The 22,938-nt window shown below is 44.3% G+C and carries 16 protein-coding genes and 1 riboswitch; of the genes, 5 read left to right on the top strand and 11 right to left on the bottom strand.

The genetic code is table 11. The features are described from left to right. Positions 1-138 precede the first annotated feature (138 nt). Positions 139-1,365, top strand: a complete 1,227-nt coding sequence (locus MHB63_19330) for an MFS transporter (GenBank protein MEK3808681.1) — start codon at positions 139-141, stop codon at positions 1,363-1,365. Positions 1,366-1,494: 129 nt separating this feature from the next. Then, entirely contained in the window at positions 1,495-2,751 is a 1,257-nt protein-coding gene (locus MHB63_19325; protein ID MEK3808680.1) for a 3D domain-containing protein, read from the top strand. 72 nt (positions 2,752-2,823) lie between these two features. On the opposite strand, the gene MHB63_19320 is transcribed toward MHB63_19325, so the two are convergent. After that, positions 2,824-3,435, bottom strand: coding sequence for a TetR/AcrR family transcriptional regulator (locus MHB63_19320; GenBank protein MEK3808679.1), 612 nt, complete (start codon positions 3,433-3,435; stop codon positions 2,824-2,826). 455 nt (positions 3,436-3,890) lie between these two features. Between MHB63_19320 and MHB63_19315 the strand changes: the two genes are divergently transcribed. After that, a complete protein-coding gene (locus tag MHB63_19315; protein ID MEK3808678.1) occupies positions 3,891-5,384 on the top strand; it encodes a peptide MFS transporter in 1,494 nt (497 codons plus the stop codon). Positions 5,385-5,427: 43 nt separating this feature from the next. On the opposite strand, the gene metE is transcribed toward MHB63_19315, so the two are convergent. After that, positions 5,428-7,692, bottom strand: a complete 2,265-nt coding sequence (metE, locus tag MHB63_19310) for a 5-methyltetrahydropteroyltriglutamate--homocysteine S-methyltransferase (protein ID MEK3808677.1) — start codon at positions 7,690-7,692, stop codon at positions 5,428-5,430. Between the two features lie 146 nt (positions 7,693-7,838). Beyond that, a riboswitch (cobalamin riboswitch) is annotated at positions 7,839-8,030 on the bottom strand. A 70-nt stretch (positions 8,031-8,100) separates the two neighbouring features. Next, positions 8,101-8,880 (bottom strand): GNAT family N-acetyltransferase, encoded by a 780-nt coding sequence (locus MHB63_19305; GenBank protein ID MEK3808676.1) that lies wholly within the window; start codon positions 8,878-8,880, stop codon positions 8,101-8,103. Between the two features lie 120 nt (positions 8,881-9,000). Between MHB63_19305 and MHB63_19300 the strand changes: the two genes are divergently transcribed. Beyond that, on the top strand, positions 9,001-10,248 hold the full coding sequence (locus tag MHB63_19300; GenBank protein ID MEK3808675.1) for a HAMP domain-containing sensor histidine kinase: 1,248 nt from the start codon (positions 9,001-9,003) through the stop codon (positions 10,246-10,248). A 422-nt stretch (positions 10,249-10,670) separates the two neighbouring features. Here the strand turns inward: MHB63_19300 and MHB63_19295 are convergent, their stop codons facing one another. The 8 genes from MHB63_19295 to MHB63_19260 form a co-directional block, all read right to left on the bottom strand. Continuing rightward, on the bottom strand, positions 10,671-11,537 hold the full coding sequence (locus MHB63_19295; protein ID MEK3808674.1) for a Cof-type HAD-IIB family hydrolase: 867 nt from the start codon (positions 11,535-11,537) through the stop codon (positions 10,671-10,673). Beyond that, positions 11,534-12,304: a DeoR/GlpR family DNA-binding transcription regulator gene (locus MHB63_19290; GenBank protein MEK3808673.1), complete on the bottom strand. Its 771-nt coding sequence runs from the start codon at positions 12,302-12,304 to the stop codon at positions 11,534-11,536. The genes MHB63_19295 and MHB63_19290 overlap by 4 nt, the downstream gene beginning before the upstream one ends. 215 nt (positions 12,305-12,519) lie before the next feature. Further along, complete coding sequence (locus tag MHB63_19285; protein MEK3808672.1) at positions 12,520-14,304, bottom strand: IucA/IucC family siderophore biosynthesis protein; 1,785 nt, start codon at positions 14,302-14,304, stop codon at positions 12,520-12,522. Positions 14,305-14,317: 13 nt separating this feature from the next. Then, positions 14,318-15,577 (bottom strand): SidA/IucD/PvdA family monooxygenase, encoded by a 1,260-nt coding sequence (locus MHB63_19280; GenBank protein MEK3808671.1) that lies wholly within the window; start codon positions 15,575-15,577, stop codon positions 14,318-14,320. A gap of 37 nt (positions 15,578-15,614) precedes the next feature. Beyond that, positions 15,615-16,166 carry a GNAT family N-acetyltransferase gene (locus MHB63_19275; protein ID MEK3808670.1) on the bottom strand — a complete coding sequence of 184 codons (552 nt, stop codon included), beginning with the start codon at positions 16,164-16,166 and terminating at the stop codon, positions 15,615-15,617. Beyond that, complete coding sequence (locus tag MHB63_19270) at positions 16,163-17,944, bottom strand: IucA/IucC family protein (protein ID MEK3808669.1); 1,782 nt, start codon at positions 17,942-17,944, stop codon at positions 16,163-16,165. The genes MHB63_19275 and MHB63_19270 overlap by 4 nt, the downstream gene beginning before the upstream one ends. After that, on the bottom strand, positions 17,925-19,436 hold the full coding sequence (locus tag MHB63_19265; GenBank protein ID MEK3808668.1) for an aspartate aminotransferase family protein: 1,512 nt from the start codon (positions 19,434-19,436) through the stop codon (positions 17,925-17,927). The genes MHB63_19270 and MHB63_19265 overlap by 20 nt, the downstream gene beginning before the upstream one ends. An 11-nt stretch (positions 19,437-19,447) precedes the next feature. After that, entirely contained in the window at positions 19,448-20,800 is a 1,353-nt protein-coding gene (locus MHB63_19260; protein ID MEK3808667.1) for an aspartate aminotransferase family protein, read from the bottom strand. Positions 20,801-21,261: 461 nt separating this feature from the next. Here MHB63_19260 and MHB63_19255 point away from each other — a divergent pair, with 461 nt between their 5' ends. Continuing rightward, positions 21,262-22,911, top strand: coding sequence for an alkaline phosphatase (locus MHB63_19255; protein ID MEK3808666.1), 1,650 nt, complete (start codon positions 21,262-21,264; stop codon positions 22,909-22,911). Positions 22,912-22,938: the final 27 nt, after the last annotated feature.

Genomic DNA, 22,938 nt, shown 5'->3' with positions numbered 1-22,938 from the left:
TAAATCTATTTTACTCCTTTTAAGCGAACAATCAAGGATTTCTTTTGATTCTTTTCAATTTTTTGATATCAATCCCTGCTGTATATGGTAAAATACATTTCGTCAATCGAACTATTTTACAAAGAAGGGACTTGTAACATGCAAAGCGCTGCTGCTGTAAATAAACACGCACCTAAACCTTCAACGACTGTTTACAACATTTTGTTCATCATCGGCTTATGTCACCTGCTGAATGACGCCATTCAGTCTGTTATCCCCGCGATGTTCCCGGTGCTTGAAAAATCAATGGGCCTTACCTTTACTCAGCTCGGCCTGATCGCGTTTACCCTTAACATGGTATCTTCTGTTCTGCAGCCTGTGGTCGGCTGGTACACAGATAAAAAGCCGATGCCTTATGCCCTTCCAATCGGATTAGCAAGCAGTCTGCTCGGAATTCTGGGGCTAGCTTTCGCTCCTTCTTTTCCGCTTATTCTGCTCAGTGTTTTCTTTATTGGACTCGGTTCTGCTGTCTTCCACCCTGAGGGCTCGAGAGTTGCTTATTTGGCAGCAGGAGAGCGCAGAGGACTTGCCCAGTCGATTTATCAGGTAGGCGGCAACACAGGCTCTTCTGCTGCACCGCTGATTACCGCTTTGATTTTGGTTCCGTTAGGCCAGTTTGGGGCCATCTGGTTTACCATTGCTGCTGCTCTTGCCGTCCTGTTTCTCCTTTATATTGCACGCTGGTATTCGGCAAAGCTTGCCTTCATTCGAAAAGATGAGAAGAAAAATGGAACGGCGAAAAATAGTGGCCGGCTGTCAAAAGGCGTCCTCTCAGCTCTGGCCGTTATCGTTTTTCTTGTTTTTGCAAGATCCTGGTATGGAAGTGCCATATCAAACTTCTATACGTTCTATGCTATTGAGAAATACCATTTAAGTATTGCAGAATCACAGGTTTATATTTTTGTTTTTCTCGTGATGGGAGCACTCGGAACATTTGCAGGGGGTCCTCTCGCTGACAGGTTCGGCAAAAGGAACATTATCCTTTGCTCACTGATTGCCTCTGCTCCGTTTGCTTTGCTGCTGCCACTTGCGGGGCCAAAAATGGCCTATGTGCTCATTGCGCTGATCGGGTTTATACTCAGCTCGAGTTTTTCAGTTACGGTTGTATATGCCCAGGAGCTTGTGCCCGGTAAGATCGGTACGATGTCGGGGCTGACTGTAGGTCTTGCTTTTGGAATGGGTGCCATTGGGTCAGTGGCTTTGGGCTCATTAATCGATGCATTTTCATTAGCCTCTGTCATGACAGGCACCGCAGCCCTGCCTCTTTTGGGGATTCTCGCATTCCTACTTCCAAAGGATCAGACTCTCCTTGAATGGCAGAAATAATCGACAGCCTTTGGCGATTTCGCCGGAGGTTTTTTTCTTGTTTTTGTCGCATTATGAATGATTTAACAGATTTGTAATCTAAAAGACCCCGATTTTATGATATAACTATAAACAGAAAGGGGTTGTTTTATGAAAGTCTCGATACGTATGATTGCCGCGCTTTCTGCAGGATTTGTCGCTTTATCATCCTATAGCCCTGCCTTTGCGCAAACAAGCGGGGGTTCACTTAAACAGGCTGAAAAGCAGCTGAATGAAAACAGTGAAGCTCTTGACAGGAAAGAGAAACAAAAGCAAGCAGTACATACCGCTGTACAGAAAATGGAACACGAACTTGCAAATACGGAAGCTTTAGTCAAAAAAAATGAGAACGATTACGCTTCCATCCAGAAAAAAATCCAGGAAACAAACGAATTAATTGAGGAAAAGAAAATAGAAATTGTCGCACTTCAGGATAAAGTAATAAACCGCGAAGAAATCATGTACGCCAGGCTTACTGCTCTTCAGGAAAATGATCATGCCGATATCGTTATACATACGCTTGTTAATGCCGAAAGTTTTTCAAACTTTTTCGAGCGCATCGGTGCTGTTGCAACACTCTTGCATGCAGACAATGATATTCTTGAACAGCAGGAAGCCGACCTGAAGCAAATTGAGGAAGACAAAAAAGAGATCGACAAGCAGGAAGCCCTGCTGAAAGAACAGCAGCTGGCACTTGCATCAAGCGGCGCCAAGCTTGAGGAAGCTCTCCTTCAAAGACAGACGCAAATGGCTTCACTTAAAAGCGAATATGAAAAAATCTCAGCCGAGGTAACCCTTGCAGAGCAGGAAAAAAGCGTCCTGCAGTCACAGGTGAAAGCGATTGAGACAAGCATTAAAAAAGAACAGGATGCAGCAAAAGCACGTGCGGCTAAAGCCCTTGCAGAACGGAAAAAAGAAGAGGCTGCACAGGCAGCTGAAGCAAGTGCACGTGCGGAAGCCGAGAAAGCGCGCAAAGTGAGAGCAGCAAAGGCTGCTCCGGCAAAGAAGCAGACCGCAGCAGTCCCGGCAGTGTCCAAGCCTGCTGAAAAACCTGTGCAGGAAAAGCCTGTTCAGGATGAAAGCAAGGTTTTCTATGTTACAGCTACTGCTTACAGTCATGAAGATACTGCAAGCGACTTCACGGCAATCGGCATTAACATTAAAGAAAATGCCAATATGAAGCTGATTGCAGTTGATCCGAAAATCATTCCGCTTGGCAGCAAAGTCTGGGTGGAAGGATACGGGGTAGCCATCGCAGGCGATACAGGCGGCGCCATCAAAAATCATAAAATTGATGTACTGATGCCTAACAGTGCTGAAGCACGCAAATGGGGCCGTAAAACGGTAAAAATTGAAATTCTTAATTAAAAAAGAGAACCCGCGGGTTCTCTTTTTTGTGTTATAAATATTCTATTTAAATAGCAAATTATTATACTCATTCTATTTATGGACAAGAACAGGTTCCCCTTTAAACAGCCTTTTCATCATGGCATGAAACTGTTCGAATTCAAATACATAGTCTGAGCCGCCGTGTATATTTCTCATTCTCAAACCGGATGCCATGACCACAAGGACCTCCGCTGTCTGACCGGCGTCCACTCCTGAAGAGATAACGCCGTTTTTTTGTCCGGACAGAATCCAGAACCTTGAGAATTCTACCATATAATGATCAAATGCTCTTAGTGCATTCCGTGCTGTCTTAGTGTCGTTCCGTCCAGTAAAGTACAGCAGAATCTGATTGACAATGCCCGAGGGATCGTTCATCGCAGAAAAACTTTCAGCCAGGACATTTGCCGGATCCATCATATCCTCCCCGCTGCTGCCCATCCTTTTTAAAAAGGTTTCATTTGTTTCTTGTATTTTTTCCTCCAGCACCATCGCCAGAAGATCATCTTTGCTTTTTATGTAATGGTAGATTGCCCCCTTGGACAAGCCTGTCCTGTTCATAATCATGGACAAAGTCGTTTTTGAGCAGCCGACTTCGTCTATCAGCTCTGATGCGGCATGGAGCAGAGCTTTTTCAGAGCGTAATCTTCTTTCAAATTGCTTCATTTTCCGACACCCCCTTTACTCATCATAAAAACAGACCGACGGTTTGTAAAGTAGTTTTCTGTCTTCTTTTGATTGTTTTTGTCATTGCATCTTTTTAACTATTACTTCCGCAAGATTTGTTGTTTTTGCACTTTACCCGTTCCTTTCCGCTCCAGGAACTTGCTTTCCGCGGGGAGTGCCTGAAGCTTCCTCGCTGCGCTTGCGGGATCTTCAGTGCCCTCTTCATCCCGCAGGAGTCAAGTTCCTTCCGCTGCAATCCACTGGAGTTTTGTGCATATATTCACATGATAGAAGGATTACGCAATTTTTATATGAAACAAAAAATTGTCGCAAATGACATGAATGTTAAGTTATTTCAGAAAAATAGTATAAATAGCAATTTTGCCGTTTTTTTTTGACAATTCAATTTTAATAGTAGTATTATTATATATGGTAAAAAGGAGGCTTCTTGTAACATGTCATCACTTGACAAAGACAAAATTGTACAAAGTGTACCGCAAAAAGGGTTTTTCGGTCATCCTAAAGGATTATTCACCCTTTTCTTCACAGAATTCTGGGAACGTTTTTCCTACTACGGGATGAGAGCAATACTTCTGTATTATATGTACTACTCGATGAAAGACGGCGGCCTGGGTCTTGATCAGCCGACTGCCCTTTCGATCATGTCCATTTATGGATCATTGGTTTATATGTCTGGAATCATCGGAGGATGGATTTCCGACCGATTGCTCGGCAATACAAGAACCGTTTTTTACGGCGGCGTTCTCATTATGCTGGGCCATATTATTCTTGCGCTGCCAGGAAGCATTCCGGCATTTTTTGTTTCCATGTTCTTTATCGTAATCGGAACAGGTTTGCTTAAGCCGAATATTTCGAATATTGTGGGTGATCTCTACAGCAAAGAAGATAACCGACGCGATTCCGGTTTCAGTATTTTCTACATGGGAATCAACCTTGGCGGTCTGCTTGCACCACTTATCGTTGGTACTCTCGGACAGAAATACAATTTCCACCTTGGATTCGGAGTAGCAGCAGTCGGTATGTTCCTTGGACTTGTTGTTTTCATGCTTACGAAAAAGAAAAACCTTGGACTTGCCGGAACGGGTGTTCCAAATCCACTTACTCCAGCTGAAAGAAAAAGCGTTTTCGGCAGATTGGCGATTGGACTTGCCGTCATTCTTGTTTTAGGTGCTGTATCCATTTATACCGGTTACCTGACGATTGACCGCTTTACATTCATGATCAGTATTCTTGGTATTTTGATTCCTGCAGCATACTTTATTGTGATGTACCGCAGCCCAAAATCAACAGATGTTGAGCGATCACGCCTGATCGCATATATTCCTCTGTTTATCGCGGCAATGATGTTCTGGGCAATCCAGGAACAGGGTGCAACCATTCTTGGTGCTTATGCTGATAAACGCACACAGCTGACGTTCGGAAACTTTGAAATTCAGTCATCCTGGTTCCAGTCGCTGAATCCGCTGTTTGTTGTTCTTTTGGCACCGGTTTTTGCTTGGCTTTGGATTAAGCTTGGAAACCGTCAGCCGTCGACATCCAAAAAATTTGCTTTTGGACTTTTCTTCGCCGGGTTATCATTCCTGGTCATGATTATTCCAGCTTATACAAACGGTACAGATACACTTGTTCACCCAATGTGGCTTGTGCTCAGCTTCTTCCTTGTTGTTCTTGGAGAGCTTTGCCTGTCCCCAGTCGGATTATCAGCAACAACCAAGCTTGCTCCGGCTGCTTTCTCAGCGCAGACCATGAGTTTATGGTTCCTGACAAATGCATCGGCTCAAGCAATCAACGCACAAATCGTAAAATATTACACACCTGAAACCGAAATTGCCTACTTTGGAATTATCGGCGGACTCGCCATTCTTTTAGGGGCAATCATGCTGATTCTTTCACCAAAGATTCAAGCGTACATGAAAGGTGTAAGATAATACGCAGAAAAAGCCTGTCCTTAAACTGGACAGGCTTTTTGCATTAAACGGTTGTCTCTTGAACGGCTTTCCCTCTGCAGACCTTCGCAGCTCTCACCATAATCTTCAATGCCTCAACGGCCTCTTTTTCCCCTCTTGTTTTAAGGCCGCAGTCAGGATTCACCCAAAATTGGGCAGGTTCGAGCACCTGCAGTGCCCTTTCAATATTTCGGATCATTTCCTTTTCTGAAGGGATGCGCGGACTGTGAATATCATATACGCCGAGGCCAATTCCCTTGCAGTAGGAGAATGTTTCAAAAGAACGAATCAGTTCCCCGTGGCTTCTTGAAGTCTCAATGGAGATGACATCTGCATCAAGCGCATCAATTGCTTCGATCATGTCTTCAAAGCTTGAATAACACATATGTGTATGAATTTGCGTCTCAGGTTTCACAGAAGCTGTTGACCTTTTAAAAGCAGTGACGGCCTCGTCCAAATACTGTTTCTTCTTTTCCTGTTTAAGCGGAAGACCTTCTCTAAGCGCGGGTTCATCTACCTGGATCATGCCGATTCCTGCGCTCTCTAATGCCTCAACCTCTTCTCTCACGGCGAGAGAGAGCTGATTTAACACGGCTGCTCCAGGTACGTCAGATCTTACAAAAGACCAATTTACTATTGTAACCGGTCCGGTCAGCATTCCTTTTACAGGCTTGTCAGTCAGCTTTTGGGCAAAAAGGGTTTCTTTTAATGTCATCGGCTCCTTAAAAAACACGTCCCCGTAAATGAGAGGAGGCCTTACGCAGCGTGAACCGTATGACTGCACCCACCCATTTGAGGTGACAGTCATCCCTCCAAGCTTTTCACCGAAATATTCGACCATGTCTGTCCGCTCGAACTCACCGTGAACGAGGACATCAAGCCCCAGGTTTCCCTGGATATCAATCCACTTTTTTATTTCACCTTCAATAAACTGATAATAGTCCTCTTCTGAGAGAGTTCCTTTTTTATACTTCAGCCTTGCAGCACGCACTTCTTTCGTTTGAGGAAAACTTCCGATGGTTGTCGTCGGAAGCAGCGGAAGGCTGAATTTTCTTTGCTGCGCCTCTTTTCTTTGAACTGCTCCAACTCTGACAGTGCTGTACTCATCATAAGAAGCATGTACAGAATGCCGGTTTCTCAAGTCTGAAGCCTCAAGATCTGCTATCCCCTTATCATAGGCTGAAAGGGTCTCTTCTTCAAAATTTAAAAATTTTGTCAGCAGGGTGATTTCATGGAGCTTTTCATCTGCAAATGCCAGTGCGTTTTTAACAAGGGGATGCAGCTTCCCTTCACTCTCTGCTGTTACAGGCACATGAATCAGACTGCATGAAGGCTGAGGAATCAGCCGGTCTCTTCCGACCTCATCCAGAATTCGGTTTACCAGTTTGACTGTTTTCTGAAGCTCTGCCTTCCAGATATTGCGACCGTCGATGACTCCTGCCGCAAGCACCTTGTCCTTTGGAAAACCGAATGCACTCAAATGCTCCAGCGTTTTGCCGCTGTCATGAACAAAATCCAGGCCTATGCCGTCAACAGGCAGCTGAATGAGCTGTTCATATTGTTCAGGACATTCAAAGTAGGTTTGCAGCAGAAGTTTTACCCTGCCTAAGCCTTCTTTTATTGTTTCATAGATTTTCTTCGTTTTTTTCATAAAGGCAGCATCCGCTGCTGATGTAACCAATATTGGTTCGTCTATTTGTATCCACTCTGCTCCTTCTTCTTCAAGCTCCTTGAAAACCTGAACATATAAAGGGATGAGTTTTTCAAGAATTTCTTCTTTCTTTTCTCCTTTTGAAAGGGCTGTGAGAGTAAGCGGCCCGATAAGTACCGGTTTCCCCGTAATCCCGGCCTCATCCCTTGCTTCTTTATATAGCTCAAGCAAGCGGTTGTGGATAAGGCGAGGCTCTGTTCCGTCAAGCTCAGGCACGATGTAATGGTAGTTTGTGTTAAACCATTTTGTCATCTCTGATGCGACTTTGTCTTTGCTGCCCCTGGCAATCGCAAAATACGTCTCAAGTGATGAGGGGTCCTGATCCCTGAATCTTTCCGGGATCAGGCCGAACATAACAGCCGTATCAAGTACATGATCGTAATAGCTGAAGTCGCCGACCGGCACAAGGTCAATCCCCGCCTCACGCTGTTTCACCAAATGAGAGAGCCTGATTTTCTTCATATCCAAATGAAACTCCTGCTCCGTCAGATCTCCTCTCCAAAACGCCTCAAGAAGCTTTTTCCATTCTCTTTTTTCGCCGATTCTCGGATAGCCAAGGTTTGAATTTCTAATTTTCATTGCGGTTCCCCCGTTTTCATAGTTTCTCAGCTCTAAACGCAAAAAAACTCTCCTTTTTAAAAGAGAGTTTAATGGACACAGCTAACTAGAGTTGAGACACAACAAAGGTTTCAACATACCGCATCACCCTCCCTATTTCGCGTAGGCTTAAAGTGCATACGAAAGGCAGGTCTCCTGGCTCTGGTTCACTGCATGCTGCTGCCTTCCCATTCCATTTCAGAACAGTGGCTTTGTGCAGAATGCTCCCCATTACAGTGGCGCGACCGCACCGGATTTTCACCGGCTTCCCTTTTAAGCTTCCGCGTAAACGCGTCAGCACCCATCGCTTGTCAACATATTCAGAATATTTTTGTGATTGTTTTTAACAATAGCTGATGTTTTTCAATCTTGCAAGACATTTCTTATTATTCAGAAAGAAATTCCGATCACTTTCCATTTGGCAGTCTCATAAAATCCAAGCTTTTTATAAAGGTTTTCTGCATCCGGATTATTGTAAAATAAATAGAGCTCTCTTTCAGTTCCGTAATCACGGCAGATTCTCTCTATGACTTTTGATGCATATCCCTTTCTTCTGAATATTGGCGGAGTGGCTACGCCGGCAATAACAGCAGTCTTTTCGTGTTCTGTATAAATTCCTGCAGTTGCTGCCATCGTGCCATTTTCCTCGACGTAATACACACTAAGCTTTCCAGAGAGGATGCTTTCATACTGTTCACCGGCAAAAAAAGCTTCAGTTGGACCAGCCATTTTATATTCTTCCACCTGCATGAACAGATGATATAGTCTGCGGCATTCTTCAAGACTTGTGATCTTGCAGACTTCGCCGGATACGCTGCCGGCTGCTTTATTATCGTATTTCATCATAACAGAGTCACTTTCAATCTCGGTTTTGACAATCTTTTTAAATGTCTCAATAAGTTCTCGTTTCCCAAAAATTCTCCTTATGCCGGTTTTCTGAATGAAAGGAATAAAAGCTACAATATCCGGAGGAATGACGGAACTGCAGAAGTATATTTTTTCAGGATAAACGATAAGCAAAGCCGTTAATTCAGCACTTGAATACTGACCATAAACCCGGATTTGTTCATCTTTAAGATCCTCCGCAATCAAAGCGTGTACATCATAATCTTTATCTAAAAAAGCGGCAGCCTGTGGAAGCTGGTCTTGTTTCAGCAACTTTATCGCCATTTCTCATCTCCCGGGAAAAATTTTAGCCAGTCTATTAGAATATTCTAACATTTTCTTTCCGTTTGATATATATTTTAATAGAGAGGAAATTTCACTATTTGGAGAATTAGGTGTGTGCCCATGGAAATGAAGGATGTATTGTTAAATCTTTTGCTCGTTTTGTCTCCGCTTCTCATCATTCAATTATTGTATATGAGAAAAGAAACGAACAAGAAAATGAAAAAGCGGCTGTTTGCCCTTCTTCCTGCGCTTGCCATTGTCTTCAGCATGCAGTATCCCTTTATGATTGATGGAGAATTTTTCTTTGATTTCAGGCGAATTCCATATGTAATGGGGCTTTTGTATGGAGGATATCCACTTGGAATCTTTTTATTTATCGTCACAGTCGGAACAAGGGTGATTATTGGCGGCAGCGGCATATATCCGACAATTGTCATGGCAGGAATACTTGTTCTGTTAGTACCGATGCTGTCTTCATATTATCTGAAAAGCAGGCTTAGAATAAAGCTCTGTCTAGTAGCTGCATTAGTTCTGGGCTCTCTGCTGTTCTCTATTATCCAAATTGAGATGATGTATAAAACGGCTTTTCATCCGTCGCATTATGTGGAACTGATCATCTTTCATATTTTTGCAGCGGTTATTGGAACGATTTTGTTTGAAACGATCATTCAAAATTTTCATCTGCTGAAAAGGGTCATTAAAGCAGAAAAGCTGGAAGTTGTCAGCCATCTTGCAGCAAGCATTTCACATGAAGTGCGCAATCCCCTGACAACAACAAAGGGTTTTCTTCAGCTGCTCAGAGATGATGAAATCAGCAGGGAGAAAAGAGACGAATACATTAAAATCTCATTAGATGAACTGGACCGTGCTACAAATATCATTAAAGATTATTTAACCTTTGCAAGACCGGAGGCTGAGCATCAGCACCCAATTTCTATACACAGTGAACTAAAGAACTGCATGAATGTACTGACACCCCTCGCTCAGATGGAAAATGTACAGTTAGAGGAAGATTTCAGCAAAGAAGAGCTGTATGTTCTCGGGGATTCCCTCAAGTTAAAGCAATCCTTTATCAACATGCTGAAAAACAGCATTGAGTCATACAGCAACGGAGGACAGGTTCATATTTCTACGCAAAAAGAAGGTTCATATGTAAAAGTCACAATAACAGACCATGGAAAGGGCATGACTGAGGATCAGGTGCTGCGTCTTGGTGAACCTTACTTTTCAACAAAATCAAACGGTACAGGTCTTGGGATGATGGTAACCTACAGCATTGTCCATTCGATGAACGGGTACATCAAAGTGAAAAGCGGTCCTGGTCAAGGGTCTGTTTTTCAAATCTACCTTCCTTCTCTGTCAGCCTGATTTCCTGCCGTCGCAACTGTACATCAATCTTTTACAGGCTTGTATAAGAGCCGTTGAGACGAACGGAGATCTGGTAAATGTCTGGGGAGACTGCCATATTTCCCTAAAAAGGTTTGTGAGTATTCGTTCAGCCGCATCAGCATTGTCGGTTGCTGAATAAATGATTCTGAGAAGAATTTTTTCATACCTGGCATACAAAACTTCCAAAGCGGCCTGTTCCTTTTGAATAATTAAAGCCAGCAGCTGATGGTCTCTCACCCTACTTTCCTCCCTTATGAAGAATAGTAATTTATGCCCTTTAATTTAGAAATATAAACCATATTCAGGTGGCTAATGTTCGAGTATGAGATACCTCAGCATGTAAAAGGAGCTCTTCACTTCCCTGAAGAACTCCTTTTTCTTATATCCTATGAAGACCCTTTTTATTTCACCGTTTGTCTAGCCAATATCCGGCGAATTGCAAGCTCTACTCCGTCCTGATCATTCGTGAGGGTGATATCTGAACAGATTGCTTTAATTTCAGGCCGCGCATTGCCCATGGCAATGCTTTTACCTGCTGCCTCAAGCATCGACTGATCATTCATGCTGTCCCCAATTGCAGCGGTTTTTGCAAGGTCAATCCCTAAATGGCCGGCGAGTTTCTTCAGAGCAATGCCTTTTGAGGCCAGTTTATGTTCAAGTTCAAAGTTATGGTCTGCCGACGTGACCAAGGTGAGGTTTTCACGGTCTTTAAACCTCTCCCATCCAGCATCGAGCTTCTCCTGGTGGAATGAAAAGGCAAGGATATTATAAATGTCTTCATATAAAATTTCTTTGCAATTCTCAATAAAGACAAACCCCGACTGGCTGTACTGTTTGGAAGCAGCATGAAGAAGCTTTGTGCGGTCAGCTTCTGGATTTGCACTTTTGATCCGGTCTATTTCAATCGACAGCAGCTCCCTTCCATGCTGCGGGGTGAAGATCGCTTTATTTCCGAAAACTTCGTAGTAATAGCCGTTTTCTTCAAGAAACTGCAATGCTTCTGCAGCCAATTCCTTTTCCATAGGCTGGGAATGAAACAGGGTTCCGTCCGGCTGGTGGATCGTCGCGCCGTTCGCAGCAATCACCCAGGTTTTCACATTCGCCGTTTTGAAAATTTCCATCACATCAAAATGGGCTCTCCCTGTTGCAATGACCACTTCTATCCCTTCTTCCTGCGCTTTTTTCAGCGCATTCAGATTTTCCGCACTTACTTTGTTTTCACTGTTCAGAAGTGTACCGTCAAGGTCAATCGCAATTAATTTTGTCATGTTGTTTCCTCCTCTGCTACAAGCAGCTCTACATTGTTTTTATCAAGCAGATCTCTAAACGATTTATCCGGCTCTTTGTCTGTAATCAGAAGGTCGATCTCATGCAGATCGGCATAGAGGAAAAAATCGGTCACTCCAAGCTTTGAATGATCGGCAAGGGCAATCACCTGATTTGCCTGGCTGATCATCTTCCTCTTTACCATTCCATCCTCCTCGTGGGCTATAGACAAGCCTCTTTCAGAAATGCCGACGACCCCAATAAATACTTTATCCACATGATATTTAGAAAGTTTTTCAACGACAGATGATCCGTACAGAAAACGGTGCTCCTTCTGCAGTTCTCCTCCAAGCAGATGAATTTGAATCCCGGGCTTTGTTGAAAGAATATCTGCCTGATTGATTGAGTTTGTAATAACAGCTGCATTCGTGACATCCATATATTCTGCGCACGCCTGAACAGTAGTGGAAGCGTCAAGGATAATCCGGTCTCCTTCCCGGATGAGGCTTGCTGCTTTTCTGCCGATCAGCTCTTTTTCGTAAGAAACCGTTTCAAGGCGGTTTTGATAATCTTTAATTTCAGTATGAGAGCTCGGCAGGATGGCTCCGCCCCGCGTCCGGATAATCATCTTTTGCTCCTCAAGCTTCACGAGATCGCGTCTTGCCGTGTCTTTTGAAACATCATAAAGCGAACAAATCTGATCAGCCGTGATCCGCTTATGCTCTTTTAAATAGTCCAATATCGAAATCAAGCGTTCTTCCTGGTACAAATGACACACCTCACTTTTCAGAAATGTTTGTAAAATAACACTGCACTTACACCTTATATAAGTGATTATAAGTTTTATGCATTAAAAATTCAAGTATTTATAAGTTTATACAAGTGATTTTATGTAATTGTAAGTGTTATTCAAGTTTTAAGAGGGTGTTCAAGCAGGTATACAAAAAGACGGCAACATCTTTTACTGATGCTGCCGTCTTCTCGTTAATTTTTAATTGCTGCAAGTCTGCCTGAAGCAAGCGGATTATTTACCCTGCCGAATTCAGAAGCGTGAGGCCTGTCGTCGCCGTCGCCGTATCCATAATCAATCATGCGGTTCCGATTCAGACAAAGTTTTTTAAAAGATGGCCTCAGAAGATCAAACAATTCAAACCGATCGTTTAGTTCAGGGAATTTTGCCTGATACTCTAGAATGGCATCTCTGAGCATTCTCCAGAAATCGGATTCATTCAGCTTGCCGCTTCTGTGAAGAATGTCTGCAAGATATCTGAAGTGGCAAACGAACAGTCCGGTAAAGATAAACTGACAGAGCCCTTCAGGAGCTTCGCTCCTTAATACACTTCTAAGTTCTTCTGATATGTGCTGCAGTTCAGGCAGCTTCTGGTCACTGATGTTTACATCATCTACAAAATCTTTTACGGCCACACGGTGCGGCTTACTGTCTTTAAGGATGAGCACTGTATTCTGTCCGTGAGGTGAAAATACGGTTCCGTACTGATACAAATAATGAAGCAGCGGCGGAAGGATCACATCAAACAGCTGTTTGATCCAATCTTCTGCAGTGAGGCCGGCCTTTTTAGCAAGTTCAAGGGCATAGGATTTACCGTCTTCGCCGACATATAAAAGGGCCGCAAGAGTGATGGCCTGCTCCCCTTCTTCAAGAAATGAGCAGAGATTTTCTCTCCAGATCACCCCGAGCATTTCAAGAAATTGATAAGGTGCCCCGTTCACAGTCGAATAATCCGGATGATCGTAATTCATGCTTGCGATCTCACCGGGCAGAACCACTCTGCACACATCCCGAAGAAAAGGGTCATTATCCCTTATTCCCTGAATATGCTTGGTGATCTCTGGAGCCAGAACCACTCTCTCTGACGGGAGCCCTCTGTATACGAGAGTATTTAATATACTCATAGGCAGCTTTACATGGTGCTTTTTTTCGTCATTCATGTTGACAAAGGTACGGATTGATTGCTGCGGCAGGTATTCGACCTCCCCTTTTCCGAGATAAATGATGTTCTGTTCAGCCAGCTCTTCAGCAAACTGCGCCACGATCATATGGTTCCACTGCCATTCGTGCACCGGCATGAAGAAATATTCTTCAGGTTCAACACCTGCCCTGCTCAGATTCTGGTTAAACATTTCCCATGCATTCAAACCAATTTCATCTTTTATTAATTGCTCATAGTCAACTTCTTCAATAGAATGAAACGTGCCTTTGTCTTTGGAAACAGCGATCCAGTCCAGCTGCACGGCCTTTTTTTGTTCCGGGGCATATTGGAGGTAATCAGAGTAGGAAAAACCGATTCGCCCTTTGTTGTATGTAATCCACGGATGGCCCGTCATTTCTCCTTCCAGTTCAGCATATCCCAGCTCAAGCAGGGATTCCGTCGACCGGTGTTCCTGCTTTGCCATTATGTGAACATCGGCAAGAAGTGTGCGTTTGTATTCCTCAATCAGATAAGCAGCCGTAAACGGCTTAATTCCAATATCCTGCTGGATCAGCAGCAGGAATTCAACAGCACTTACCTCACCAAGCCATTGATTACCCGATTGGACTTGTATGGATTCCGGATCCACCCAGTAGCTGTCCATTAATCTTTTTTCAGCTTTGAATCTGATTTTCTTGGCGCCTGAACATTCAAGATAATAATAGTCTTCCGATTGAACAGCAGAAATCATATCTTCATATAAAAACTCAGCAATCATTTTGGCGGTCAGCCGTTTATTGGCCTTTAACCAATGTTTCTTATTGATGTTCGCTTCCATATCTCTCACTCTCCTAAACCAGTTGTTTTTTTCCGGCAACATGTTTTGTTCCAAAGTGCTGAAACACATTTTTGTCAGACAGATCAAAAACGGCTTTTCCAGCGATGGTATTAATGATATGTGCGTTTCTGTAAGCTCCGAGGCCAAGGTCAGGCGCTCCTACTCCGTGCGTGTGAAGCTCTCCGTTTTGAATAAATACACTGTGCAGAGCCCGAGGCGTGTTCATCTCAGCCTGATAGTCCCTTGAAATGACCGGGCGCCCGGCCTCGTCCCATTTCATAGCTCCGGCAAGCCTGCTAAATGCTTTTGGCCAGACGGTTTTGTAGCCTGTGGCTGCAATAATGGTATCTGCTGAAAGAACAAACGATTCAGCCTGCTCGCGCTGATAGCAGGCAAGCTCGAGTTCTTCCCCATTGCATGAAATATCCATCACAGCCGTTTTGGCAAGCAACTGTACGTCAGGCTTACTTCCGGCAATTGTCCTTTCATACAGGAGGTTATAAATTTCTGCAATCGTATCAGCGCTTATCCCTTTATAAAGAGAATCTTGCGCTGGCACAATTTGATCCTTGAGATTCTGCGGCAGCTGATAAAAATAATCCGTGTAGTCCGGAGAAAAATGTTCAAGACCGAGTTTTGAGTACTCCATCGGGAAAAATCCATCCGTTCTCGTCAGCCAGTTCAGCTTATATCCGCCGGTTTCCTGACCTCTCAGAAGCTCCAGAAAAATCTCAGCAGCGCTTTGGCCTGATCCGATTACAGCAACCGATGCTCCCAAGTCTTTTTTTCGTCTGTCCATGAATTCAGAAGAATGATAAAGATTTCTGTTTCCAGAAGCTGTCCAGTCCGGAATAGAAGGAGCACTCCCCATTCCAAGCACCACATGTTTTGTTAAAAATGTTTCTCTTTCTCCAGTTAAAACATCCTCAACAACCACTTCATAGCCTGCAGGATGTTCAGCTGCATCCATCACTCTTTTGCCGAACCGGCAGGAAGAAAGCTGTTCCGACAACCACTTAAGATAGTGGTTGTATTCTCTGCGGGGAATATGAAATGACTCCAGGAAGTAAAAATGATACAAGCGTTTCTGCTCATGCAGGTAATTCAGAAAACTGTATTTGCTTGCAGGATTCACCATCGTCACGGCATCAGCCATGAACGGGACCTGCAGAGTCGTTCCTTCAATTAACATACCTTGATGCCATGAAAATCCGGGCTTTTGATCAAAAAACAAGGCCTCAATACCCTCTGTTTCATCAAGCAGGGCTGCCATCCCAAGATTGAACGGCCCCAGCCCTGCACCAATTACGTCATAAATCACCGTTCACCCTCCGTTCAAATTCTTCTCTTGTACATACCATAAACAACGCCTGTTTATCAGGCAAATCAAGCTTTCTTTCGGCTGAAAACCCGCACTTTTCGAAAATATGAATCATTTTTTCGTTGCGGATGTCAGGCTCTGCGACAATACGAACCGTTCTCATGTCTGAAAACATTCTCTGCATGATGTTCATAAGCATTGGCGCTGCGAGCCCCCTGCCAAGATAGGCAGGGTCGCCAAAGAGCAGATGCACGCCCTGGTCAAAGGGAGCTGCCTCATAGTACTCGCTGATCGGATCTTCCATTGCCCAGTATGTTTCAAAGTAGCTCATTTCGTTCCCGTTCACTGCGCCGATCCACAGCGTTTGATGCTCATCAGAAAGCAGGGCCTTCAGATGCTTTGCATACTGACTGAAGGGAAAATTCTGCTTCCAGTAAGGGATGACGTGCGGCTCATGATGCCATCTGTGCAGCATGACGGCATCTGTTTCAAATTCAGCTTCTCTGAATGTTATCTCTGTATCTGTTATTTGCTCAATCATAGTGATGCGACTGCCTCCTTAGTAAAAAGAGGATTCTGTACCTTCACATAAACAGACTGCGTTTCAAGCGGGCCGACAAGCTCATCTAAATCGTGGTAGCCTGTCATGAGGTTCGCCTTGCATGGCAGATTTTCTTTTCCGAGAAAGTTCTTGATCAGCTGTGATGGATGGCCCTCGGGAACAGCCCAGTCTTCCATTTCCTCCCGAATGATCATCAGCAGTCTTCGTTCGTCTGCGAGTCCCGCCGTACCGAAAGCATTGACCAGACCAAACAAATGATTGAAAAAGAAATAATAGCTCAGCCTCTCATCTGCCACTGCATCTGAACAAACTGTTTCACTTCTTTTCCCTGCTCCGGCAAGATAGGATTCAAGAATCTCTTTTTTGGATTCGCAGAAGTAAAACCCTTGATTATCCCTGTAATAGAATCTATCTGGATATCCTCCCTTCAGCTTCACAATGCTGTTTTGCTGATGAGCTTCAAGCGCAATGCCTTTCTCCAGATACAGCCACAGGACAGGCTTCATGGAAATCGCGAGGTATTTCTTCAGCCAGTCTTCACTCACTTCGTTTGTCGGACGGTTTTCTTCGGCAGCCATTTTCCTGATTACACTTGAGAGTCTGGATGAGCCTCTTTTCAGTCCATCCTGGCATAACGATACAACGGCAGCTGCCTGATTTGCCTTCCCGCCGTAAAATGGGTTTTCCCGAAGAATGACCTCAAAACCGGATTCGTTTCTGTCCGGCAGTTTTAATGTTAAAAAGGCAGGATCGTGCACAAAGCTGAAATTTGGAAACTTATCGGCCATTTCCTGCCCGAGGCGTGTTTCCATCAATTCTTTCACCTCAGCCCCCCGCTCCAGTTCCTTCATTAAATTAGTCCGGACAGAATTTGTAATTTTGATGTTCAGTGAAAACTTCAGCATGAACGGGACATCCGGATGATAAACCGTTCTTAATGAGGAAGTTGCAAAGTAAGAACGGCCGTGCTGCCCAAGATTTTCTAAAATGCCCTGATCTGCTAGCTTTCTAATTTCAGCATCCCCCATAACATAGTGAGCCTGCCATGGATGAAGCGGAATTAAAGCATGCCCGTCTTCCTGTGCGTACTTGCTTTTGAACGCCTCTGAGATTTCCGGATCATCGTTCACCATCTTCTTTATTTGCCGAATGGCTGAATGCGGAAGCAGGGATCTGGAATAGATTAAATCGGCAGGAGCCCTGAAATAGTGAAGCGGGAATGCCCCCTTCAGTTCAGGTGAATAGGTCCTGATATCCTCATCGTTCATTCCTTCCCTGCTTTTTGGCGCAGGGTGCAGGAGGTGTCCGAAAAGCAGTGCCTGCTCGGCCTCAAGAAATTGAAAATCAGTCTTGTACAACTCTTTTTCATCCGCAGATCTTTCGTAAATAAATTCCGCCATCAGCTTGCAGCTCTGTGAAATACGCTCAAGCAGATCGTTCTTTTTCCCGTCCTGCTCGCCTGTGGTCAATTCATCCAGCGTTTTTTCTGCAAACGCAGGAAAGTCCATTTTTTCAGATTGATAGTAAACAGCATGAAATAGATGTCTGCCAGTCTCTGAAACATAAACAGCAGGTATGTACAAATCCTCCTGCCTCTTTTTGAGAGGAAGATGCAGCCATTTTCCTGAATGAACATTTGCAAGTTCTGATGGTGCATCTTCTGTGAATCTTCCCATTCCGGTTTCTCTTATGTAGCAATTCAAGTAGCTTTGCAGTGCAGCCTGTTCTGCAGCTTTCCTAGCTTCTATTCTGTTCATCCTTCAGCCTCCCCGATTCATATCTTCCAATTTCTTTTATTCGCTGCAGTAAATGCGAGAGATGATTTGTCTTTAATAGAGGGTTTAATAGCGTAAATTTGAGACAGACGCGGTTATTCACTTTTGTACGGGCAATAATCGCCTCGCCGTCATTCAGCAGCCTGTCCCTGATCCGGCTGTTAAGGAGATCCTCTAATTCATTTGAAAACCTGCCCTCACCCGTATATCTGAAAACAACCGTGCTCAGCTCCGGTTCATGCACAGGTGTGAATGCTCCGTCGCTCTTAAGCATCGAGTATGCCTCTTTTGCAAGGTAAAGTGTGCGGCAAATGATATCTGACCACTCGTTTTTACCGATAAGCTGAAACGATAAAAATGGTTTTAGGGCGTCAAACCTTCTTGTCGTCTGCAGAGATTTCCCGACCAGGTTCGGCACATCGTCTTCCTCTGGATTAAGGTAGTCTGCATGGCGTTTCATATATGCAAATGAGCTTCGTTCTTTGACGAGAAACGCTCCGCAGCTGATTGGCTGGTAGAACATTTTATGAAAATCGACCGTTATGGAGTCGGCCTCTTCTATTCCGGTTAATTTATGCTTATGCAGCTCTGTCATGATGAGGCCTCCCCCATAAGCTGCATCCACATGAAACCAAAGGCCGTATTGTTTTGCGGCACGGCCCATTTCCCTTAGAGGATCGATTGCTCCAAAATCCGTTGTTCCTGCTGTTGCGAATAGGACAAATGGATACTCCCCTGCTGTCCTCATCTTTTGGAGTTTTTCGACTAAGTCCTTCATGCACATTCTGTGGGCATGATCGGTTTTAACCGGAACGACCGCATCTTCTCCGAGTCCTAAAACGGCGGCGGACTGCTGCACAGAGAAATGTGCCGCATCTGAACAGAGAATTTTCAGCCTGTGCTGTTCCGGCGGAAGGCCCTGCCTTTTGACATCCCAGTTCCACAGTTTCATGCAGGCATGCTCTCTGGCAAGCATCAGTCCCATCAGATTGGATTGTGTTCCCCCGCTTGTCATGACCCCGTCCCCTTCTGGAAGTCCAAACAGGCGGCACAGCCCATCCATCATCATTTGCTCCACCATTGTTGCGGCTCCGCTTTGATCCCAGGAATCCATCGAAACGTTTAACCCAGAGATCAGCACTTCTGCTGCAAGCCCCGGCAGCATGGGCGGACAGTGAAGGTGGGCGGCACATGACGGATGATGGACCGAAATACTGTGCTTCCCGACAGCTGCGTTAAGCTTCTGAAAAAGCAGTTCAGAGTTTATTGCCTCGTCAGGATGCACATTTGGAAAGTGAGATTGAAGTGTCTCTTTTATTCGCTGCGGCTCTGCTCCACTAAAAGGCGGTTGTTCAAGAACAACCGATTTCAGTGTTTCCATCGCTTGATTCATGACTGACTGATATTCTTCAAGACTCTCATTTGAGTTGGTCAGGAAATACCGGTCAAATGCAGTTTGTAAGATCGTTGTCATTGGTGTACTCCTTATACGAAACTTGGAATGAATTCTTTTTCTGCTGCAAGAGCGGCTTCATAGAAAAGCCCGCAAACCGTCTCAAGCTGTTCTTTTGTGATAATCAGCGGCGGAAGGAATCGGACAGTGCTGCCGTGGCGCCCGCCAAGCTCGAGGATCAGCCCGCGTTTAAAGCATTCCTGCTGAATTCGTTTAGCAAGCTTAGGATGTGCAGGATAGCTTCCCAAAGCATCAGCAGAATCCGTTTTATCCACGATTTCCGCACCAACCATGAGTCCAAGACCGCGCACGTCGCCAATACTTGAGAGCTCCTGTTTCATCTGTTTTAACCGAAGCATCAGAAATTCTCCAAGTATGGCTGCCTGTTCATCAAGTTTTTCCTGTTTGATAAACTTCATCGTTGCGGTACCTGCAGCAATGGCCAGCTGATTTCCGCGGAATGTTCCGGAGTGAGCGCCAGGGCCCCATTGATCCAGATCTTTATGATAGACGACCACTGCTAAAGGAAGCGTTCCGCCAATCGCTTTTGACAAGACCACCGCATCTGGTGTAATCCCTGAATGCTCAAAAGCAAACATTTTTCCGGTTCTTCCAAAGCCTGTCTGAACTTCATCTACAATAAGCGGTATTTGCTGTTCAGCAGTAATCCTCCGCACTTCTCTTACCCAATCGTCAGGTGCAGGTATGGCTCCGCCTTCCCCCTGCACAATCTCCATGACCATCCCGGCCGGCTTAACAATTCCAGATTCAGGATCATTCAGCGTCCGGTCAATAAAGGTTGAACCAACGGCGGCCCCTTCTTTTCCTCCAATGCCAAATGGACAGCGGTAAGAGTACGGATACGGCAGGAAGTGCACATCAGGCATTAAATTTTGAATACTGGATTTCGGTCCAAGATTTCCCATCAGGCTGAGAGAGCCATTTGTCATGCCGTGGTATCCGCCCTGAAAAGAAAGCATGCCTCCTCTGCCTGTTGCTGTTTTAACAAGCTTCATCGCAGCTTCAATCGCATCTGATCCAGAAGGTCCGCAAAACTGTATCTTTGCATGTTCTGCAAATGAAGGCGGCAATGCATTGTAAAGCTCTTCAACAAACTCTTCCTTCATGGGAGTTGTCAGATCCAGTGTATGAAGTGGCCGTTTTCCTTTAATCACGTTCTCCATTGCTTGGATCACTACCGGATGATTATGTCCAAGGGCAAGCGTTCCTGCCCCTGCCAGACAGTCTATGTAAGTTTTATTTTCAACATCTTTTATATAAATCCCCTCCGCTTCACTGATGGCGATTGGTATTCTCCGCGGATACGATCTTGCATTTGATTCTCTTTTGTTTTGACTGTTTAAATAAAACTCATTGGTCAGCATAAATAATCACCCTTTTTAACATGATAATAATTCTCATTCTCATTTAAAAATAAAAACGGCTTGACCGCCGCTTAAACTATCTGATTACATGTGAATATTAATTGAAAATGATTATCAATGTCAATGGAGTTTAGATGATTCAGTTCATCCTGCCCAGATTGCAGGATTTGCCGCTTCTTTAAAATGGAGCTATTTTCCTGCTTGTAATATGGCTTATACCTCTTATTAGGGTCATTTAGCCCCTCATGGCTGTTGCTATATAGCGGATTCAAGAGCGTATTTTTTAGTTAACATAATAATATTATTATCTTTTTTCATTTAACCTGTGAGATTCCTCCCCCTCCTTATGCATCACCTTTACATTCTGGTAATCATGTATTTATTTTCCTTTTACAAACCTTTCATACGTGGTTAACGTATTATCGATATTCTTAAGTTAGATCAAATATTCGGGAGGCTAAATGATGACTTTAAACAAAAAAATCCTCGGCATCACTCTTGCCGGCACACTCGCAGCGGGATCCCTGGGATTCACGGCAGCCAATGAAAAAGCAGAAGCAAAGAAAGCTAAACCGCAAGCGCAAAATGTGATTGTTCTTGTCATGGATGGAGTGAGTTCATCGACTACTACTCTATCAAGATGGTATAAAGGCGGTCCCCTTGCAATGGATGAAATCTTAACCGGAGGGGTACGTACATATTCGGCAGAATCAGCGATTACAGATTCTGCTCCTGCAGGCACAGCTATGGCAACCGGAAATAAATCAAATGATAAGTTTGTCGGTGTTCTGCCTGAAACAGTTTCATCGCCCGGACTTGACAGTTCAATTGCCGATCAGCCCCACAAGCCTGTTGCGAATGTGCTTGAAGGTGCTAAGTTAAGCGGCAAAGCAACAGGAATTATCTCCACTTCTGAAGTTCAGCACGCCACACCTGCTGCTTTTTCATCTCATGCTTCCCACCGGGGAGAGTATGACAATATTGCCGAACAGCAAATCTATCAGGATATTGATGTTGTTTTAGGAGGAGGAAAAGATTCTCTGACAACAGGAACGGCCAAAAACAGCCGGAAAGATGGAGAAAATCTGGTTGAAGTTGCAGAAGACAGAGGCTATGACATCATTGAATCCCGCGAGGAGCTTTTAAATTCGAGATCAAGCAAGCTTTGGGGTGCGTTCGCACCAGCTGCTCTAGCCTATGATATGGACCGTGAGACTACAAATCCGAATGAGCCCACTCTTGCAGAAATGACGAAAAAGGGAATCTCCACGCTTTCTAAAGATAAAGACGGTTTCTTCCTGATGGTAGAAGGAAGCAAACCGGACTGGGCTGCCCATGCAAATGATCCGATTGGCATGATCAGCGATACGCTTGCATTTGATGCAGCAGTTAAAGAAGCGCTTGATTTTGCAAAAAAAGATAAAAATACAATGGTTATCGCTCTTTCTGATCACGGCAACAGCGGTATTTCAATCGGCAACCAGAATACCAGTGCAGACTACCCTTCCATCCCGGTGTCTGAGTATATAGATCCTTTGAAAGAAGCAGAATTGACTCTTGAAGGAGCTATGAAGCAGTTAAAGCCTGATCAGTCAAACAAATTGGAAGTGGCAGCACTTTACGGAATTAAGAACCCGACTGCTGAAGAAACACAAGCGATTAATGACAGCAAGAATCTTGCAAAAACGCTCGTTGAGCTCCTTGCTGAACGTGCAAACATTGGCTTTACGTCAGGCGGGCATACTGGAGAAGACTTATTCATGTATTCGTATGGACCAGGTAAACCGATTGGCTTTGTTGAGAACACTGACATTGCCCATATTACAGCTTCAGCCATGGGCTTTGATTTAAAAGAGCTCGACAAAAAACTGTTTGTTGACGCAAAAACGGCATTTGAAGCAATGGGTGCAAAAGTATTTGTAAATGCTCAGGATAAAAACAACCCTGTTCTAGTAGTGAAAAAAGGAAAAACTACAGCTGAATTTCCAGTGAATAAAGATCTTGCCATTGTGAACGGCAAAGAAATTGAGCTCGACAGTGTAACGGTTCAAACGAAAGACAGATTCTATCTTTCCAAGGATGCTGTCCAACTAGTTAAAAAGTCCAAATAAGCAAAACATCGGGCACATCAAATTGAA

Origin of the sequence: Bacillus sp. FSL H8-0547, from assembly GCA_038002745.1 — a bacterium.
Lineage (GTDB): Bacteria > Bacillota > Bacilli > Bacillales > Bacillaceae > Bacillus_P.
Note: the sequence above shows the minus strand (reverse complement) of the source record. Positions and strands in the feature narration are given on the sequence as shown.

What these genes read in the sequence shown, in the direction of transcription:
- MHB63_19285 (MEK3808672.1), bottom strand. Translation starts at nt 14,304, where the DNA reads ATGGAAGCGAACATCAATAAGAAACATTGGTTAAAGGCCAATAAACGG.
- MHB63_19295 (MEK3808674.1), bottom strand. Translation starts at nt 11,537, where the DNA reads ATGACAAAATTAATTGCGATTGACCTTGACGGTACACTTCTGAACAGT.
- MHB63_19330 (MEK3808681.1), top strand. Translation starts at nt 139, where the DNA reads ATGCAAAGCGCTGCTGCTGTAAATAAACACGCACCTAAACCTTCAACG.
- MHB63_19300 (MEK3808675.1), top strand. Translation starts at nt 9,001, where the DNA reads ATGGAAATGAAGGATGTATTGTTAAATCTTTTGCTCGTTTTGTCTCCG.
- MHB63_19265 (MEK3808668.1), bottom strand. Translation starts at nt 19,436, where the DNA reads ATGACAACGATCTTACAAACTGCATTTGACCGGTATTTCCTGACCAAC.
- MHB63_19305 (MEK3808676.1), bottom strand. Translation starts at nt 8,880, where the DNA reads ATGGCGATAAAGTTGCTGAAACAAGACCAGCTTCCACAGGCTGCCGCT.
- MHB63_19275 (MEK3808670.1), bottom strand. Translation starts at nt 16,166, where the DNA reads ATGATTGAGCAAATAACAGATACAGAGATAACATTCAGAGAAGCTGAA.
- metE (MEK3808677.1), bottom strand. Translation starts at nt 7,692, where the DNA reads ATGAAAATTAGAAATTCAAACCTTGGCTATCCGAGAATCGGCGAAAAA.
- MHB63_19255 (MEK3808666.1), top strand. Translation starts at nt 21,262, where the DNA reads ATGATGACTTTAAACAAAAAAATCCTCGGCATCACTCTTGCCGGCACA.
- MHB63_19270 (MEK3808669.1), bottom strand. Translation starts at nt 17,944, where the DNA reads ATGAACAGAATAGAAGCTAGGAAAGCTGCAGAACAGGCTGCACTGCAA.
- MHB63_19315 (MEK3808678.1), top strand. Translation starts at nt 3,891, where the DNA reads ATGTCATCACTTGACAAAGACAAAATTGTACAAAGTGTACCGCAAAAA.
- MHB63_19325 (MEK3808680.1), top strand. Translation starts at nt 1,495, where the DNA reads ATGAAAGTCTCGATACGTATGATTGCCGCGCTTTCTGCAGGATTTGTC.
- MHB63_19260 (MEK3808667.1), bottom strand. Translation starts at nt 20,800, where the DNA reads ATGCTGACCAATGAGTTTTATTTAAACAGTCAAAACAAAAGAGAATCA.
- MHB63_19320 (MEK3808679.1), bottom strand. Translation starts at nt 3,435, where the DNA reads ATGAAGCAATTTGAAAGAAGATTACGCTCTGAAAAAGCTCTGCTCCAT.
- MHB63_19280 (MEK3808671.1), bottom strand. Translation starts at nt 15,577, where the DNA reads ATGGCAGCCCTGCTTGATGAAACAGAGGGTATTGAGGCCTTGTTTTTT.